Consider the following 16715-nt stretch of genomic DNA (forward strand, 5'->3'; position numbering starts at 1 on the left):
TTGTGATTTAAAACGGGTACTGGATTTTTGAAGCTGTGCTATTGAGGTAGATTTTTCGTAATTAACAACTGTTGCAAATAAGCAACGAATGTTAATTCATGTAAATATTTTATTGAAATGAGAACGTTTCTCATTTATATTCTCATTCCTAAATTTAGCGCTTTTAAAGTCACTGTCCATTAGAACGACTTGAGCTGTAAACGAATTGAGTAATTATTATAAGGGGTAGTATCAATGGCAAATGCCGAGCGTAGTAAAGATGTTTTTAATGTAAGGTCAAGTCTTGCCTTGATGGCGATGGCAGTAAGTGGAACTGTCTATGCGGCAGATGAAGCTGCAACCTTGCCTGAGGTGAAGGTGAGCGCACCAAAAGATAAAGAAAAAACTGACGGATATAAAGCTGAAAAAGCATCGTCATCAAAATTTACCGCACCGCTTCTTGATACACCAAAGTCAATCACTGTGATTACCGCAGATGTAATTAAAGATACTGGCTCTGTTACTTTGGAAGACGCATTGCGTACAGTGCCTGGAATCACTTTCGGTACTGCTGAAGGTGGTGGTTCAATCGGCGATCGCCCATTTATTCGTGGTTTTGATTCTCAGTCTGCGATGTATGTTGATGGCGTGCGTAGTGTAGGTGGGCAGAGCCGTGAAGTATTTGCTGTAGATAGCATTGAGGTGCTCAAGGGCCCTAGTGGCGCTTACGATGGTCGAGGTTCAGCAGGTGGCAGTATCAATATGGTCACTAAGCAACCAAAGGCCGAGAACTTTATTGGGGGTAGTGTTGGGTTGGGAACTGATAGTTATCGCAGAGTAACTATTGATGGTAATTATGTAATTAATGAAGATATTGCTATTCGACTCGCGGCTTTAAGCCATGATGCTAATACTCCAGGTCGTGACGAAGTTGATATGAATAAATTCGGTTTCGCTCCTTCCATTACATTTGGCATGAGTTCACCCACATCATTGAATTTAAGTTACTACCATCTGAAATCAGACGATACGCCTGATTTTGGTCTGCCTTTTACTTTGGCTGGACGTAGTAAAGCAAATCCTAGTAGTCCTGCGAGTGTAGATAAAGATAATTTCTATGGTTATTCTAGCCGCGATTTTCGCAAGACGCAGGTGGATTCAGGAACCGCAACTTTTAAACATGTTTTCAATGATGATGTCGCCTTTAAAAATGTTACGCGTTACGATGTTTCAGCAAATGATTATATTGTGACTGTTCCTGATGATAGTGTAGGGAACGTAGCGAATGGCACGGTATTTCGAGCACCTAAGTCTAGAAATGCAACGACAAAGACTGTCTCAAATGTGTCGGACTTAAGTGTTGCATTTGATGCGTTTGGATTCAAGAATAAGGCTAATACCGGAATAGAGTTTTCTCATGAACGGACACATAATCGACCATATGCCTTCAATCCAAATATTACTGGCGCAGCTAGAGTTTGTACTGCAGCCATGTTAGCTAGCAATCAGTGTACGACTTTAGAAAATCCAGATCCTGATGATGCATATACTGGTGTTGTTGGTGTTAGCCCAACTTTAACAACAACAAGAACGATTACTAAGTCAGCATACGTATTTGACAGTATTGAGCTTACCAAGCAGTGGATAGCAAACTTGGGGGTGCGTTATGATGATTATGAAACTCAATCTGGAAGTTTTAATCGTGCCACAAATTTGGCTGGTGCATCGTTTGAGAATAAGAGTCATTTTTGGAATTATCAGGCAGGTTTGGTTTATAAAATTCAACCAAATGCAAGTGTCTATACATCTTGGGGAACATCATCGACACCTAGTGGATCCACTGTTGGTAATGGGTCTGATACTTTAGGGGTAAATAATGACTTGACTCCAGAGCGTAGCAGAAGCGCAGAACTGGGTGTTAAATGGGATGTGTTAGAGGATTTGGCACTTACTGCTGCAATTTTCCGTATCGAGAAAACGAATGCGCGAGTAACAGATGCTCTTGGTCTTCCCGTAAATGCTGGCGATATGCAAGTCAAAGGCTTTGAAGTGGGTGCGGCAGGCAAGATAACATCGCAATGGCAAGTCTTTACTGGATACACCTATTTGGATAGCGAAGTTGTTGATGGCGGCGGAAATGCTGCTGGGCTGGCTAATAAGGGCAATCGGTTCGCTAATACACCTAAAGATAGCGCTAGTATATGGACTACTTACGCTGTAACTCCGAAGTGGACCGTTGGTGGAGGGGCGTTTTATGGGGATAAACAGTTCGGTAACGTTGCTAATACCGTTGAAATCCCATCGTATACGCGCCTTGATGCAATGGCTAGTTACAAAATCGATAAGAATTTGGATTTAAGGTTAAATGTTCAGAATCTGACGGATGAGCGCTATTTCAGCTCGACTTATTCGACACACTATGCCGTTGTTGCACCAGGACGTCTTGCATTCTTAACATTAAACTTTAAATACTAATTTTCTGGTATAGCAAGTCTTTAAATTTAAGACTGGGGAAATCCTGTCAAGACTTCCCTGCAAAAGTGATATGCTTTTGCAGGGATTTTTTTATTTATAAGTTGATTGATTTATGTTGATAGAGATACCGAACGTACTAAGCAAGGTGCAGGTTGCCGAGTGTCGGCAATTGATGGATTCTGCCGAGTGGGTAGATGGAAATGTTACTTCCGGATACCAATCTGCACAGGTGAAAAACAATATGCAGCTGCCCGAGGGCTCGCCTGTTGCGCGCCAAATCGGCGATTTGATACAAGATGTTCTGGGGGCAAGCCCCTTATTTATTTCTGCAGCCTTGCCATTAAAGGTGTTCCCCCCATTATTTAATCGCTATGAGAGTGGTCAGGCTTTTGGTACGCATGTCGATAATGCTATTCGGCATTTGCGTGGTACCAATTTTCGTCTTCGTAGTGACCTGTCAGCCACCTTATTCTTTTCGGAGCCTGATGAATATGATGGCGGGGAGTTGACGATTGAAGATACTTTTGGAGAGCAGAAGGTAAAGCTGTCTGCCGGTTCTATGGTGTTATACCCATCTAGCAGTTTGCATCATGTTACACCGGTGACGCGCGGTAGCAGAGTTTCTTCTTTCTTCTGGATGCAAAGTATGGTGCGGGATGATGGGCAGCGTACTTTACTCTTCCAACTTGATACTGCTATACAAAAACTTACGGCTGATCGGGGTGCTAAAGACTTAGAGGTCATTAGCCTCACTGGCGTTTACCATAACCTTTTAAGGCGTTGGGCGGATAGTTAGTATTGGTTTAAACCGGTGTCTGGATATGGCTTTTTTGCAGCCTGAGCGCCATCTGTTTTAAAAAGCCCATGGTCACTTTGGAGTCACTTAGAAGTAGTATGTGAATGTTCTCGGCACTAATCACGATGATCTCGGCGCTATCTGATATGACTTTTGCGTCGGCGATTCTAGAGGTTTCTGTGAGTAAGGCCATCTCGCCAAAACTATCTCCTGCCTGTAGTTCTCGTAATATCCTGCCATCGTAGATCAGCTCAATCTTACCGCTCACCACATAATAAAGGTCATGGTTATTCTCGCCTTGCCTAAATATATAGTCACTTTGCTGAAATATCTTCCCGTAGCGCTCCATTAATTCTCGCAGGTAATTTAACTTGTCTTCTGGCATCTCGCCAAAGAGGTTCTTCAGCAGTAATACGTCTTTTTTGTGTAGGGTGGAAATGAGTTCAGTGCCCAGTAAAAATACGATAAATGTGAAATACAGCCATGCAATCGAAATAAAGATGTTTTTCATCCCGCCGAATACGTCGCTGTAGGATTGATTAAGCGATAAGAAAAGACTGAATGCCGGTTGCATCGCGACCCATACGATCCCTGTAGCAAATGCGCCGATGAGGATATGCTTAAAGGCGATTCGTGCAGGGAAAAATATACGATAGAAAATCGTAATGAGTAGCGTACTAAAGATAATCGAACTTGATGAGTTGATTAAGTGTTTGTAAGTGGCTGAAGGCTCTATAAAGGCGATGACTTTTTCTAAAATCAGCCCTAGAAACGTAAAAAGAAAAAACAGACAGAGCATCCCTAGTACAGAAAAAACGTCTTTTATTTTTCCTTTGATATAAGACGGTGCCTCAGCGATACCTGCGATCGTGTGAAAGGCTGAGCGTAATGCACCTGCTAGCGGCGTCACAATCCAAAACAGGATGAACATACCGAATGCACCCCATGCCGCTTTCTGATGTGCAGCGTTATAGACTTCAATCATGATGCGGTTACTAAACTTTGGAACCAGATTGCTGGTAAGTATCGCCAGCTTTACTAAAGCATAGTTTGATGAGACAACCAAATGGCTCAGCATGAAGAACATCAATACAGCCATAGGGATAAGCGCAAACAAAGCATAGAAAGACAAAGATGCGGCGATGCTGAAGTCATGATGACGATGAAATGCACCAAACGTCTCACGTGCAACAAAAAGAGGGGTGCTATAGCGATGCTTGGCATAAGCATCGCGTGGTTTTGTGATCGCAGGGTGATTGCTGAGGTCTTTTACTTGATCGAAATTAATAGCCAAAGCTTGAATGCCTGAATAAAGGCCCTAAGTTAAATGTCGTCAGTACAGTGGTTGAATTATTGTGCCAATTAAACATATTGCTTGAATGCCTCAGTGGCCGCTACTAAGCCTGATACAGTGCCCGGTTCCATGCCGGAATGCCCTGCATCTGGCACCATGGTGAATATAGCATGTGGCATTACCTGTTTAAGCTCCCAAGCCGTGATCGGTGGGCACACCATATCGTAGCGCCCTTGAACAATCCAAGTCGGAATATTACTTAGCTTTTCTACTTCCTTAAGCATATCTCTGTTGCCGACAAAGCAATCGTTTAATAAATAGTGCAGCTGTACTCTTGCGCGCGCCAGTTGGATATCATCTGGCGTCGGTGCGCCATTCGATGGTTGATAAGGCAGTAATGTCATGATGCTGCCTTCATAAGCATTCCAGTTCGTCGCTGCTGGAATGCTTATAGAGAGATCTTCTGAGAATATTCTTCTGGCGTAATTTTCTATTAGTTTGTCTTGCTCGCATAACGGTAAGAAAGAAGTAAGTGCGCTCCATTCTGCTGGATAAAAATGCTTTGCATCATTCAAAAACCAGTTTAATTCGGTGGATCGACTTAGAAATATGCCTCGTAATATCAACCCTGCAACCTTTTCAGGGTGTGCGGTTGCATAGGCTAATGCCAATGTACTACCCCATGAGCCGCCAAAGACTAACCATTTTTCGATTTTTAACAGGCCACGTAATTTTTCAATGTCGTTTACTAAATGGTCGGTTGTATTTTCCTCTGTACTACCAAGCGGTTTGCTGCGCCCGCAACCGCGTTGATCGAGCAAAATGATGCGGTAATAGGCAGGATCAAAAAAACGGCGTTGCCCGGGGTTGCAGCCACTACCCGGCCCGCCATGCAGAAACACTACGGGATATCCATCAGGATTGCCAGACTCTTCATAATACATTTGGTGTGAGTGCGATACATCGAGCCAGTCGCTGTGGTATGGCGTGATTTCAGGGTAGAGATTGTAAGGGTATGGGCTATTCATTTTTTGAGCTGGCTATCATTGTATTTGGCATTTCATTTCGCATTTTATTCGTTAGCGAAGTTGAATGCGAAATTGAGTGAATTTATCCTAGTGTATTTTAAGAAAAGTTAAATTGTAAATAAAATGTAAATGGAGTATTGCAAAACATTTTAGACTGTTCTAAGATGCCCGTAACTCGCTTATTGTGAGTGGAAAGCCAAATTCTAAATATGCCGTAAAAATCCTTAAATATAAATGGGTGGCGGTAATAAAAGTTTTTGCTTTGTTAACCCTTAGTAATAACAACTATGGAGATTCAAAATGGAGATGAGCAAACTAAAAGTAGCTCTTGGTGTTGCAGTTGGTATGACCATGGCGCTGCCAATGGTTGCATCAGCAGCAGCTGATCAAGAAACTGCTATGGCTAACCCAGCTAACTGGGCACACCCACGTGGTCAACACAATAACCAAGGTTATAGCGCATTAGCTGAGATCAACAAGAGCAATGTTAAGAACCTTAAAACTGCATGGACATTCGCTACTGGTGTAAACCGTGGTCATGAAGGTTCACCAGTCGTCGTTAACGGTGTTATGTATGTTCACACAGCATTCCCAAACAACGTTTACGCGCTTGATCTAAACGACAACCAAAAAATTATCTGGTCTTACTTCCCTAAACAAGATCCATCAGTTCAAGCAGTATTGTGCTGTGACAACGTAAGCCGTGGTCTTGGTTTTGGCGATGGCAAGATTTTCTTGCAACAGAACGATGGTGTTTTAATCGCTCTTGATGCTAAGACAGGTGCTAAAGTTTGGGACGTTAAAGTTAACGATCCTAAAGTTGGTGCTACTAACACAAACGCTCCACACGTAATCAAAGACAAAGTTCTGACTGGTTGCTCTGGTGCTGAATTCGGTGTTCGTTGCTTTATCGCTGCTTATAACCTGAAAGATGGTTCATTGGCATGGAAAGCATACAGCACAGGCCCTGACGCTGAAGTATTGATCGGTGCTGACTTCAACAAAGAAAATCCACAATACAGCGCGCTTTCAGTATATGAAGACGTAAACGGTGGTAACAAAGAAGGTGGCTCTTTCAAACCTATCGCTAACGACAAGTTAGTTATTGGTCAAAAAGAACTGGGCACACGTACATGGCTCAAGCCACAAGCTGTTAAAAATGGCTGGGAACACGGTGGTGGTTCTGTATGGGGCTGGTGGCCGTATGATCCTAAGTTGAACCTTGTGTACTACGGAACTGGTAACCCATCTGTTTGGAACCCAGACGTACGTCCAGGCGACAACAAATGGTCTATGACAATTTTTGCACGTGACTTGGATACAGGTATTGCAAAATGGGGTATGCAAATGACTCCACATGACGAATGGGATTACGACGGTATCAATGAAGTCGTTCTATTCGAAAAAGGTGGTAAGAAATATGCATTCCACACTGATCGTAACGGTTTCAACTACACTTTCGATGCTGTTAACGGTTCATTGTTAGTTGCTGAAAAAGCACACCCATTCATTAACTGGGCTACTAAAGTTGATCTGAAGACTGGTGTTCCAACTAAAGATGCTAAGTACTCAACTCACCAAGACTACAATGCTAAGGGTATCTGCCCAGCTGCGTTGGGTGTAAAAGACCAACAACCAATGGCCTACTCACCACGTACTGGTAACATGTACATTCCTCTTAACCACGTTTGCATGACATACGAGCCAGTTGAGTCTAAGTATGTTGCTGGTCAACCATGGGTTGGTGCTACTCTGACCATGTTTGCTGGTCCTGACGGTGTTATGGGTGGTTTCGAAGCTTGGGATCCAATCAAGGGTAAAGCAGTTTGGTACAACAAAGAGAAGTTCTCTGCATGGGGTGGCGTATTGGCTACTGCATCAGACCTAGTGTTCTACGGAACACTTGAGCGTGACTTCAAGGCTGTTGATGCTCAAACTGGTAAATTGCTCTGGAAACAACAAGTTGGTTCAGGCGTGATCGGTAATGCATTCACATACAGCAACAAGGGTAAACAATACGTTGGCGTACTGTCCGGTATCGGCGGTTGGGCTGGTGTAGCGATGAACTTGGGTCTGGATAATGATACCGACGCTCTTGGTGCCGCTGGTGGTTACAAAGAGTTAACTAAGTGGAACGCTGCTCCTGGCGGCGGTGCTCTGAACATATTTAGTCTGTAAGCTTACAAATAAATGCAAATCACCGCATTTTGATGTAAAAAGACTACATATCTAAGAACTATCCAGTAGTTTGCAAGTCATATAAACACCCCGCTTCGGCGGGGTGTTTTTTATGTGGGCGTGTATAATCACTAACGGATTAAAGAGGAAGAGTAATGTTCAAAAAACTGTCGATGTATATACTCCTTGGGGGAGTTCTTACTAGTACCTCTTTGTTTGCGGAGACGCTAGAAATTCCAACCATTAACCCTGATGAAGGACGTGTCGGGGAGGTCAGGCGAGTTGCCGACCCTACAGAATTCAAGGTATGTGCAGACCCTGACAACCTGCCATATTCCAATGTCAAGCAAGAAGGTTTTGAAGACAAGATTGCTGCGCTGATTGCAGACGATATGGGTAAGAAGCTCTCATTTGCATATGCCTACTATCGCCAAGGTTTCTTAAGAAACACGATCAACGCATATCGCTGTGATGTCATCATGAGTACAACATCAGATAATGATGCTCTGCTAACCTCGAAGCCTTATTACAGATCTACGCATGTATTCGTGTACCGCAAAGACAGCGGTTACAATATTAAAGATTGGGATGCGCCAGATTTGCATCAAGCCGTTATCGGTATTGTGGGTGAAGGTCCCGCTAGCAGACCGCTGGCTGACCATGGTCTAATGGGTAACGCAAGGCCATATCGTCTACAGCGCGACTTGAATTTTCCACCTGGATATATGATCGATGACTTGGTCAAAGGTGACATCGATGTTGCCATTATGTGGGGACCTATTGCAGGATATTATGCAAAACAGGCTAAAATACCGCTCGTTGTCGTGCCGATTCCTGAGTACGAAGATGTGAATGTGCATGGTAAAGAGAGTTGGAATATCTCGTTGGCTGTACGTAAAAAAGATAAAGAGCGCTTGGTTGCTATTCAGGAAGTGTTAGATCGTCGCCAAGATGATATCCTGAAAATATTAGATGAGTATGGCGTTCCTCACATGCCCGTTGTTGTTGGAGACAGCATCGAGAAAAAAGCACGAGAAAACCGCAAGTAAGTAGCTGTCTTGTGTTGATTAATGTTTGTAAGTCGTCAACTAACAAACTGGTGAGTCGTTATATGTAATATAGACTGGTCATGTGGTTTGGCATGATCAGCTAAAGCTTAATTTTTTACAAACCTTAGGAGATGACATGTTAGGCAATAAAGCAGTAAAAATGACGTTATTAGCTTCAATGCTCGCTTTGGGGAGTTTGACTCTTTCAACGCAAGCAAGTGCTGAATGTAAGTTCGTTTCAACGAAAGACGGTAGCCCATTGCCGATCCATGCGGTTGATACTGATACCCCAGAAGCAAAATCTTTTCTGGAAACCTGCGTAAATCCATACACTAAGTTATATGCAGATAATCCAGATCAGGCAAAAGCTGGTAAAAAGAAATTCGGTTATTACTCATGTACACAATGCCATGGTGCTAATGCAGGTGGTCAAGTAGGTCCAAGCATTACCGATGAGCGCTGGCAGTATGCAAAGCACATTACGGACAAAGGTATGTTTGAGACGATTGCTGGTGGTAGTAACGGTGGTATGTTCGCATGGCACCAACAAGTTTCAGGTAACCCTGACCTTGTACCAACAGATGATATCTTGAAGATCATTGGCTGGTTGCGTACAGAGTACAAGGGCGGTGGCGACACTCCTTGGTTGAATGAGCAGCCTGTTAAGTAATTAAGTTTTTAATTACTGATTAAGAAAGCGGTCATTGTGTAAACAGTGACCGCTTTTTTTATATGGGTTTCACCTGTGGATTAGAGTAAAATCAAGATCAGGAAAATGGTAAATCAGTTTTAATATTGGAGACGTTTAGTTATGCAATCGCAATCAGAAGCCGGTTCTGAACTTCACCACATTGTGATCGTGGGTGGAGGAGCTGGAGGGCTGGAGCTTGCTACGCGCCTTGGGAATTCCCTCGGCCGTAAAGGTAAGGCGGCAATTACGCTTATTGACCGTAACAGAACACACGTATGGAAACCCTTGCTGCATGAGATCGCCGCTGGGAGCATGAACCCTGATAAACATGAGCTTGAGTATATCGCTCAGGCGCATTGGCATAATTTCCGCTACCGTTTAGGTAGTATGGATGGTATCGACCGTGCTAAAAAAGAAGTCTACGTCACGCCTTATCATGATGAAGATGGTCATGAAATCATTCCGCGTCGGGTATTCAAATACGATACCTTGATTATCGCAGTGGGCAGCACGACCAATGATTTTGGTATTGCTGGCGCAAAAGAACATTCGATCGCGCTTGATACACAAGTGCAGGCCGAACGTTTCCATCGTCGTTTGCATAATGCCGTTGTGCGCGCGCAGACGCAGGTTGACCCGATTCAGGCGGGCCAGCTTGAGGTGGCAATCGTCGGTGCAGGCGCAACAGGCGTTGAGCTTGCTGCTGAGTTGCACAATACAACGCGTGAACTGACTGCGTATGGCATGGATAAAATCGATGCTGAAAAAGATATCAAGATATCCATCATTGAAGCGAGTGACCGTGTATTACCGGCGTTGCCACCAAGGCTTTCATTGGCAGTAGAAGAAGAGTTGAAGAAGCTTCATGTGCATGTCTATACCGGCGAGCGAGTGACTGAGGTAACTGAAAAAGGCGTCTATACGCATAGCGGACGTTTTATTCCGTCTGAATTAGTGGTTTGGGCGGCTGGTATCAAAGCGCCAGATTTCTTGAGCAATCTGGATGGATTGGAAGCGAATCGTATCAATCAGCTCGTCGTCAAAGGCACCTTACAGACGACGGTGGATGATAACGTATTTGCCTTCGGCGATTGTGCGGCATGCCCATGGCCTGGCCATGATAGCAACGTACCGCCAAGAGCACAATCTGCTCACCAGCAGTCATCGCTCTTGGTTAAGTCCATGAAGCGTCGATTGGCGGGGAAAAGTCTGCCAGAGTTTGTTTATCGGGACTATGGTTCATTAGTAAATCTGGGTGAATATACGACCGTTGGCAACCTGATGGGGTCTGTCAGCGGAGGCAGTCTCTTTATCGAGGGCTTCTTCGCACGCTTTATGTATCAGTCTTTATACAAGATGCACCTGATGGCATTGCATGGTTTTTTTGTGATGGTGTTGCAGACGCTTGCAAGGCTGATTACTCGTAGAACGGAAGCCAAGATCAAGCTGCATTAAATATTTCCTCGATATATCAGTATTTTCTTAAGCTAAAAAAACAAGCCCAACTAAAAAGTTGGGCTTGTTTTTTTTGGATTGCCGATTTAGCTAAGCGCTTGTTACCTATGCGCGGATTTATGCACTAGGCGCATTGATTTGCTTGCGATAAATCCTATAGATGCCAGCCATGCTGATGCTGACAAACAAACCAAAGGCAATGACGATGACATGAATATGTAGCTCAGCTTTTACCATCAATGTATAAGCGCTGATCAATATCGCGATACCGAGGTTTTCATTGAAGTTCTGCACGGCGATTGAGTGGCCAGCCCCTATCAATATGTGGCCACGATGTTGTAGCAATGCATTGAGTGGTACCACCAGATAGCCACTGAACATACCGATCAGGAAAAGCAGGATGCATGCGATATGCCATTCGGTCACAAATACCATCAAGATAACAAGTACGCCCATGAGAATACCCACCGGGATGACTTTTGCGGACTCTTCTAGCTTGATCATCTTGGCGGCGAATACAGAGCCGACGGCGATGCCTAACGCGACGACGACCATCAGGTAAGTAGATTGTTCCTGGCTAAAATTGAGCGCAAAGCCTGCCCAAGCGAGAACAACGAATCTTAGGGTAGCTCCTGCCCCCCAGAATAAAGTCGTGACAGCGAGTGAGACCTGGCCTTGCGCATCGTTCCATAATGCATTGAATGAGTGCCAGAAATCTTTGAGGATAAAGAATGGATTCTTTTTGGCAGGTTTATGGATAACGGCTAGCCGTGGAATATACATATTGAAACCAGCTGCCATGAGGTAAAGCACCGTGATGACGATCATGGAGACTTCGATATTGATACTTGGCAGAATCGCGCCGAGCACGGTGCCTAATACAATCGCCATGACGGTGGAGCCTTCCATCCATCCATTGGCTTTAACTAACATGTGGGGTGGTAATAATTCAGTGAGGATGCCGTATTTTGCAGGGGAGTAAGCGGCGGCTCCTATGCCTACAATGCCATATGCATAAAGGGGTGGCATGCCTAATGCCATTGCCATGCTGCCTATAAATTTGATGGCATTGGATACGAACATGACGCGTCCTTTGGGAAACGCATCTGCAATGGAGCCCACAAATGGGGCGAGAACAATATAAGAAACGACGAAGAACCATTGCAATAAGGGATCATGCCAATCAGGCGCATCAAGATCACGAAGTAAGGCGATTGCGGTGAATAGCAATGCGTTATCAGCTAGCGCAGACACGAATTGCGCTACTAATATGATGTAAAAACCTGATTTCATTATTATGTTGAACGCCAGAGCACTGCTCTGGCGCTTATCTCTTCCCGATTAAGCAAGCGCTACTATACGCTTATTATATGATGCCGTTGTTACAATGCCTCTGCTGCATAATCTGCAAGACGTGAACGTTCGCCACGAAGCAGTGTGACATGCCCGTTATGTCCCCAGCCCTTAAAGCGGTCAACCACATACGTGAGGCCAGAACTGCCTTCAGTCAGGTAAGGGGTATCGATCTGCGCGATATTGCCTAGGCATACTACTTTTGTTCCCGGGCCTGCGCGCGTGATCAATGTCTTCATCTGCTTTGGCGTCAAGTTCTGCGCCTCATCGATGATGAGGAATTTATGTAAGAAAGTACGACCGCGCATGAAGTTCAAAGATTTGATCTTGATGCGGGTGCGGATGAGGTCTTGCGTGGCAGCACGGCCCCACTCGCCAGCATCATCATCTGACTTGTTGAGCACATCGAGATTGTCTTCGAGCGCCCCCATCCATGGTGCCATTTTCTCTTCTTCTGTACCTGGCAGGAAGCCGATGTCTTCACCGACTGGCACGGTGACACGGGTCATGATAATTTCGCTGTAGATCTTTTTATCAAGCGTTTGCGTCAATGCAGATGCCAGCGTGAGTAACGTCTTGCCTGTACCTGCTTGGCCAAGCAGGGTGATGAAATCCACTTCAGGGTCCATGAGCAGATTAAGCGCAAAATTCTGTTCACGATTACGCGCGGTGATGCCCCAGATATTATGTTTTGGCTGCGAGTAGTCTTTGATCACTTCAAGTACGGCTGTGTTGCCTTTTTGTTCACGCACGATGGCATGAAACGGTTTTTCATACTCGTAATGAGCGAATTCATTGATGATGAAGCTCTTGCACAACGGGCCGGTGATGCGATAGAACATGCGGCCAGCATCCTGCCATGACTCCATCTCCTTGCTGTGTTTCTCCCAGAAATTTGCCGGTAATTCTTTCATGCCGGTATAGAGCAGATCGGTGTCTTCTAGTACCTTGTCATTGAAGTAGTCTTCAGCAGCCACACCGATCGCACGCGCTTTGATGCGGATGTTGATATCTTTACTGACAAGAATCACTTGGCGGTCAGTATGTTTCTTTTGTTGATCCAGAACCACACCCAGAATCTGGTTATCTGCTTTGCTGCCAGCAAGACCAGGTAGCTCTACACTTACTTCAGTAGTTTGTAGAAACAGGCGTCCATTGAGGTGCTTATTGCCATTGATTGCGAGCGGGCAGCCTTCTTCCAGTTTTGTCAGGTTGGTGCCAACGATCTCTTCAAGATTACGGCTGGCCTGACGTGCGTTTCTTGCAACTTCGGTCATGCCTTTTTTATTGTTGTCCAGCTCTTCCAAGGTCACCATTGGCAGGTATATATCGTGCTCTTCAAACCTGAACAGGCTTGATGGGTCATGCATGAGTACGTTTGTATCAAGTACAAATAGCTTGGTAGGGGAGGTGCTCTTTTTCGTCATGAGGATAGGCTTTCCAAGTTAACTGCTAAGTAAAAAGATGTGAATGAAATCAGAGTGATTTTATAAACTCTAGAACTTCTTGCGCATGACCATCGACTTTTACGCCGCGCCATTCGCGCACCAGAACGCCTTTTGCATCAATAATAAAAGTACTACGCTCGATCCCGCGCACCTGTTTGCCATACATATTCTTCATCTTGATGACACCGAACAGATTGCAGGCGGTTTCATCTGCATCTGAAAGTAGCTCAAAAGGAAAAGTAAATTTGGCTTTGAAGTTTTCGTGGGATTTGATGCTGTCGCGCGAGATACCGAAGATTTCAGCATTGTTTGCCTGAAATTCAGGGTAGGCATCGCGAAACTGCATACCTTGCGTGGTACAGCCCGGGGTTGAATCTTTAGGATAAAAATAAAGGATGAGGATCTTGCCGTGATAGTCAGATAACTTAAATGTTTTTCCACTAGTGGAAGGAAGTTCGAACTCAGGAATTGTTTGATTCAGCATATTTAAGTTTTGACCCTACACGCTACCATTGTTGTTAAAAATTGCGATTAAGGCAAGCCCGAAAACGACTTTTTAATAAAAGATTTTAATTGCGATTTTTAATGGGGAATCTGGTTGATTATTCAGTTTGGTGAAAGCGAGGTAATTCGAGTTCTATCAATGTGCCGCCGCCTTCGCGTGCTGAAAAAGAAATACTCCCGGATAGCGATTCGCATACCTTGAATGCAAAAGGAATCCCTAATCCTGTGCCAAAACGTTTGGTCGTAGGTCCCGGGCTGATCGCGTGTGGATCAGGGGTGAAGGGCATGCCGGGGCCTCGATCAGCGATCATGATGCGCACTGATTCTGGGGCTATATCCGCATGTACTTCGAGTTTTGAGTAATTGGGTATCGCTTCTATAGCATTTAGCAGCAAGTTATACAGTGCTTGTTCTAACAGGCTTTCATCCGTGAGCATGTGGTCATCATGTTTTTCCCACGCGGGTAATTCTAACTGTATGGATTTTTCCAGCAGTTTTTGCTGCAAGGGCACAAGGGCGCCATCGATAATGTGGCGTAGCGAAGTTTGGCTTGGCTGAGGTTTTAGGGGGTGCAGATAAGCTAGTAGAGAGCTTGTCCAGCGTTCAAGGCCATCTACAGAGCGCATGATGCCTTGTAGGGCTTCACGCGTATCTTCATCTTGCTCTGTGCTGTCTGCGACTTGTGCAGTTGCGCGGATGCTGGCTAAGGGATTACGGATGTTGTGGGCGAGCATGGGAACCAGCAGGCCTAAGGCAGCTTGCTTCTCTGTCCGCACCAGTGCATCCTGGCTGCGAGCCAGTTCCCTTGCCATGTGGTTGATTGCACTTGATAGGGTCAGCAGTTCGGCGGCACCTTCTTCAGGCACGGTATGTTCAAGCCTGCCTGCACTGATCTCGTTGGTAGCGTGCAGTATGCGGTTGATCGGTTTGACGATGGCGCGCTTAAGAAAGATACGTGAGAATAGAAATAGCAAGGTCGCTAAAGCAATGGGAATCGATAAAACAAGAATAGAACGTTGTTTGGCTTCATCCAGTTTTTGTTTGAGTTCTTGCTGTTTGAGCGTCAGCAGCTTTTCTGCACGAGCCGAGATCGCTTCATAGCGGTTAAATACACCGGATTCCAAACCTGTATTTAAGGATTGTTGTAAGGCTTCCTTCGAAAGTTTTTGCTGGTTATGGAATATTGAGCTGGTTTCCATGACGAAGGCTAAATAGCTGGCCTTCAATTCGTTGACAGCATCGAGCTCCTCTTGACCGACTGCCAGTTCGGTCAAATTGTTAAAATGGTTACGGATTGATACGGTATACGCGTCATATTCATCTTCCGCATCAGCATCCTTAAGGAAGAATGCATCGAATAATTCTTTCATTTGGCGATATAAATCACCGCGTGTTTGTTGGATCTCTTGAATGAGTAGATTGATCCGTTGTGACTCATGCGATGCCCGATCCCACATCTGGATACCGATACCGCCTGCCGTCCCTGCAAGCGCTACCAGTAAGATAAACGCTAGCTCATGGATTAACAGCAGGTCTTTGAGGGATTTTCTAGGGCGCAACGGCTTTACTCTTCAAGTTTGAATGGTATAGGCACAATAATGGTAAACGCCCGTCCACGTAAAGTGTCCGGTGGCGGTGGCAAAGGTAGCGATTTTTTTACCATCTCTAATGCTTGCTGGTCTAGTACGGCATAGTTACTCGAATGTATCACTTTGGTTGAGATGATATCGCCATTGCCATTTATTTGTATCTCTATTGTGACTTCCCCTTCCCATCCTCGCATTTGTGCCATTCGGGGGTACTGCTTATATTTGGATATTGCATCGAATAAGAGGCTCCCGTAGCGATTGCGGGCAGCCTCTATCTCATGGGTGCTGGGGCCTGTAGGCTTAGGTGGCTCAGGCGCTGTGACAGGCGTTGGCGACGCTGCGGGTGAGGCGGTTACGCTAGGCGCATCGGCTTTAGGTGCAGCTGTCATGACCGGTGGTGCAGCACTTTCGGCAGGAGGTTCCTGCGATTTCTGCGGCGATGGCGCAATGGTAGGTTTGAGCGTGGGCTTTGGTTCAGGGTTATCCGGCTTGAGCTTAGGTTTCGGGGTTTCAGGCAGTGGTTCCGGAGGCGCTTCTGTCTGTGGCTCTGACGTTGTGGCGGTCGATTCTGTTTGAGCCGATTGGGGCGCGGCTAGCTCCACTGTTAATATCTCAGGCGGCTTTTCCTCAAACTTGATATTGGGAACAAAGCACAACACCACGGCATGCAAGATGATGGAGATGATTAAGGGCTTGGTAAATCCGTGATTACCCGTGGTTTGATTGTTATTAAAAGGTGCCAAAATTTAAAATAATTGAATAGGATGTTTTATGGTTTGAATCAGCTAGCTTTCCAGCAAGTCTGGTGCGGCATATTATACTGATGTGATATTGCTAGCCATTAGATATTGGTGGTTGTTAACAGCCGCTCATTGG

General features: G+C 45.1%; 13 protein-coding genes. 6 read left to right on the plus strand and 7 right to left on the minus strand.

Annotated features, from left to right (window positions below; all coding sequences use genetic code 11):
* The first annotated feature begins 234 nt into the window (after positions 1-234).
* Entirely contained in the window at positions 235-2454 is a 2220-nt protein-coding gene (locus A7981_RS01970; protein WP_067263271.1) for a TonB-dependent siderophore receptor, read from the plus strand.
* A 112-nt stretch (positions 2455-2566) separates the two neighbouring features.
* Positions 2567-3250, plus strand: coding sequence for a Fe2+-dependent dioxygenase (locus A7981_RS01975; protein WP_067263274.1), 684 nt, complete (start codon positions 2567-2569; stop codon positions 3248-3250).
* A 7-nt stretch (positions 3251-3257) separates the two neighbouring features.
* Here A7981_RS01975 and A7981_RS01980 read toward each other — a convergent pair whose 3' ends face one another.
* Together A7981_RS01980 and pip are read right to left on the minus strand one after the other, a co-directional pair.
* The gene (locus tag A7981_RS01980) at positions 3258-4544 is read right to left on the minus strand and encodes a YhjD/YihY/BrkB family envelope integrity protein (protein ID WP_067263277.1); all 1287 of its coding nucleotides are present in this window, start codon (positions 4542-4544) and stop codon (positions 3258-3260) included.
* Positions 4545-4612: 68 nt separating this feature from the next.
* Positions 4613-5572, minus strand: coding sequence for a prolyl aminopeptidase (gene pip / locus A7981_RS01985; protein WP_067263281.1), 960 nt, complete (start codon positions 5570-5572; stop codon positions 4613-4615).
* 300 nt (positions 5573-5872) lie between these two features.
* On the opposite strand from pip, the gene A7981_RS01990 reads away from it, so the two are divergent.
* The 4 genes from A7981_RS01990 (at position 5873) to A7981_RS02005 (ending at position 10945) form a co-directional block, all read left to right on the plus strand.
* On the plus strand, positions 5873-7750 hold the full coding sequence (locus A7981_RS01990) for a methanol/ethanol family PQQ-dependent dehydrogenase (RefSeq protein ID WP_067263284.1): 1878 nt from the start codon (positions 5873-5875) through the stop codon (positions 7748-7750).
* Between the two features lie 155 nt (positions 7751-7905).
* The gene (locus A7981_RS01995) at positions 7906-8799 is read left to right on the plus strand and encodes a quinoprotein dehydrogenase-associated putative ABC transporter substrate-binding protein (RefSeq protein ID WP_067263287.1); all 894 of its coding nucleotides are present in this window, start codon (positions 7906-7908) and stop codon (positions 8797-8799) included.
* A gap of 136 nt (positions 8800-8935) precedes the next feature.
* Entirely contained in the window at positions 8936-9469 is a 534-nt protein-coding gene (locus A7981_RS02000; RefSeq protein WP_067263291.1) for a c-type cytochrome, read from the plus strand.
* Positions 9470-9610: 141 nt separating this feature from the next.
* On the plus strand, positions 9611-10945 hold the full coding sequence (locus tag A7981_RS02005) for an NAD(P)/FAD-dependent oxidoreductase (RefSeq protein WP_067263294.1): 1335 nt from the start codon (positions 9611-9613) through the stop codon (positions 10943-10945).
* 117 nt (positions 10946-11062) lie between these two features.
* Here the strand turns inward: A7981_RS02005 and lplT are convergent, their stop codons facing one another.
* The 5 genes from lplT to A7981_RS02030 all read right to left on the minus strand — a co-directional run bounded on the left by lplT (position 11063) and on the right by A7981_RS02030 (position 16582).
* Positions 11063-12238: a lysophospholipid transporter LplT gene (lplT, locus tag A7981_RS02010; protein ID WP_067263297.1), complete on the minus strand. Its 1176-nt coding sequence runs from the start codon at positions 12236-12238 to the stop codon at positions 11063-11065.
* Positions 12239-12327: 89 nt separating this feature from the next.
* Complete coding sequence (locus tag A7981_RS02015) at positions 12328-13725, minus strand: PhoH family protein (RefSeq protein ID WP_067263301.1); 1398 nt, start codon at positions 13723-13725, stop codon at positions 12328-12330.
* Positions 13726-13774: 49 nt separating this feature from the next.
* The gene (locus tag A7981_RS02020) at positions 13775-14230 is read right to left on the minus strand and encodes a peroxiredoxin (protein WP_067263304.1); all 456 of its coding nucleotides are present in this window, start codon (positions 14228-14230) and stop codon (positions 13775-13777) included.
* 118 nt (positions 14231-14348) lie between these two features.
* Positions 14349-15809 (minus strand): HAMP domain-containing sensor histidine kinase, encoded by a 1461-nt coding sequence (locus A7981_RS02025; RefSeq protein WP_067263307.1) that lies wholly within the window; start codon positions 15807-15809, stop codon positions 14349-14351.
* A 5-nt stretch (positions 15810-15814) separates the two neighbouring features.
* Entirely contained in the window at positions 15815-16582 is a 768-nt protein-coding gene (locus A7981_RS02030; protein ID WP_067263310.1) for an energy transducer TonB, read from the minus strand.
* Positions 16583-16715 lie beyond the last annotated feature (133 nt).

It is taken from the genome of Methylovorus sp. MM2, from assembly GCF_001648895.1.
In the GTDB taxonomy this organism is placed as follows: Bacteria; Pseudomonadota; Gammaproteobacteria; order Burkholderiales; family Methylophilaceae; genus MM1.

What these genes read in the sequence shown, in the direction of transcription:
- A7981_RS02015 (WP_067263301.1), bottom strand. Translation starts at nt 13,725, where the DNA reads ATGACGAAAAAGAGCACCTCCCCTACCAAGCTATTTGTACTTGATACA.
- A7981_RS02005 (WP_067263294.1), top strand. Translation starts at nt 9,611, where the DNA reads ATGCAATCGCAATCAGAAGCCGGTTCTGAACTTCACCACATTGTGATC.
- pip (WP_067263281.1), bottom strand. Translation starts at nt 5,572, where the DNA reads ATGAATAGCCCATACCCTTACAATCTCTACCCTGAAATCACGCCATAC.
- A7981_RS02020 (WP_067263304.1), bottom strand. Translation starts at nt 14,230, where the DNA reads ATGCTGAATCAAACAATTCCTGAGTTCGAACTTCCTTCCACTAGTGGA.
- A7981_RS01975 (WP_067263274.1), top strand. Translation starts at nt 2,567, where the DNA reads ATGTTGATAGAGATACCGAACGTACTAAGCAAGGTGCAGGTTGCCGAG.
- A7981_RS01995 (WP_067263287.1), top strand. Translation starts at nt 7,906, where the DNA reads ATGTTCAAAAAACTGTCGATGTATATACTCCTTGGGGGAGTTCTTACT.
- A7981_RS02000 (WP_067263291.1), top strand. Translation starts at nt 8,936, where the DNA reads ATGTTAGGCAATAAAGCAGTAAAAATGACGTTATTAGCTTCAATGCTC.
- A7981_RS01970 (WP_067263271.1), top strand. Translation starts at nt 235, where the DNA reads ATGGCAAATGCCGAGCGTAGTAAAGATGTTTTTAATGTAAGGTCAAGT.
- A7981_RS01990 (WP_067263284.1), top strand. Translation starts at nt 5,873, where the DNA reads ATGGAGATGAGCAAACTAAAAGTAGCTCTTGGTGTTGCAGTTGGTATG.
- lplT (WP_067263297.1), bottom strand. Translation starts at nt 12,238, where the DNA reads ATGAAATCAGGTTTTTACATCATATTAGTAGCGCAATTCGTGTCTGCG.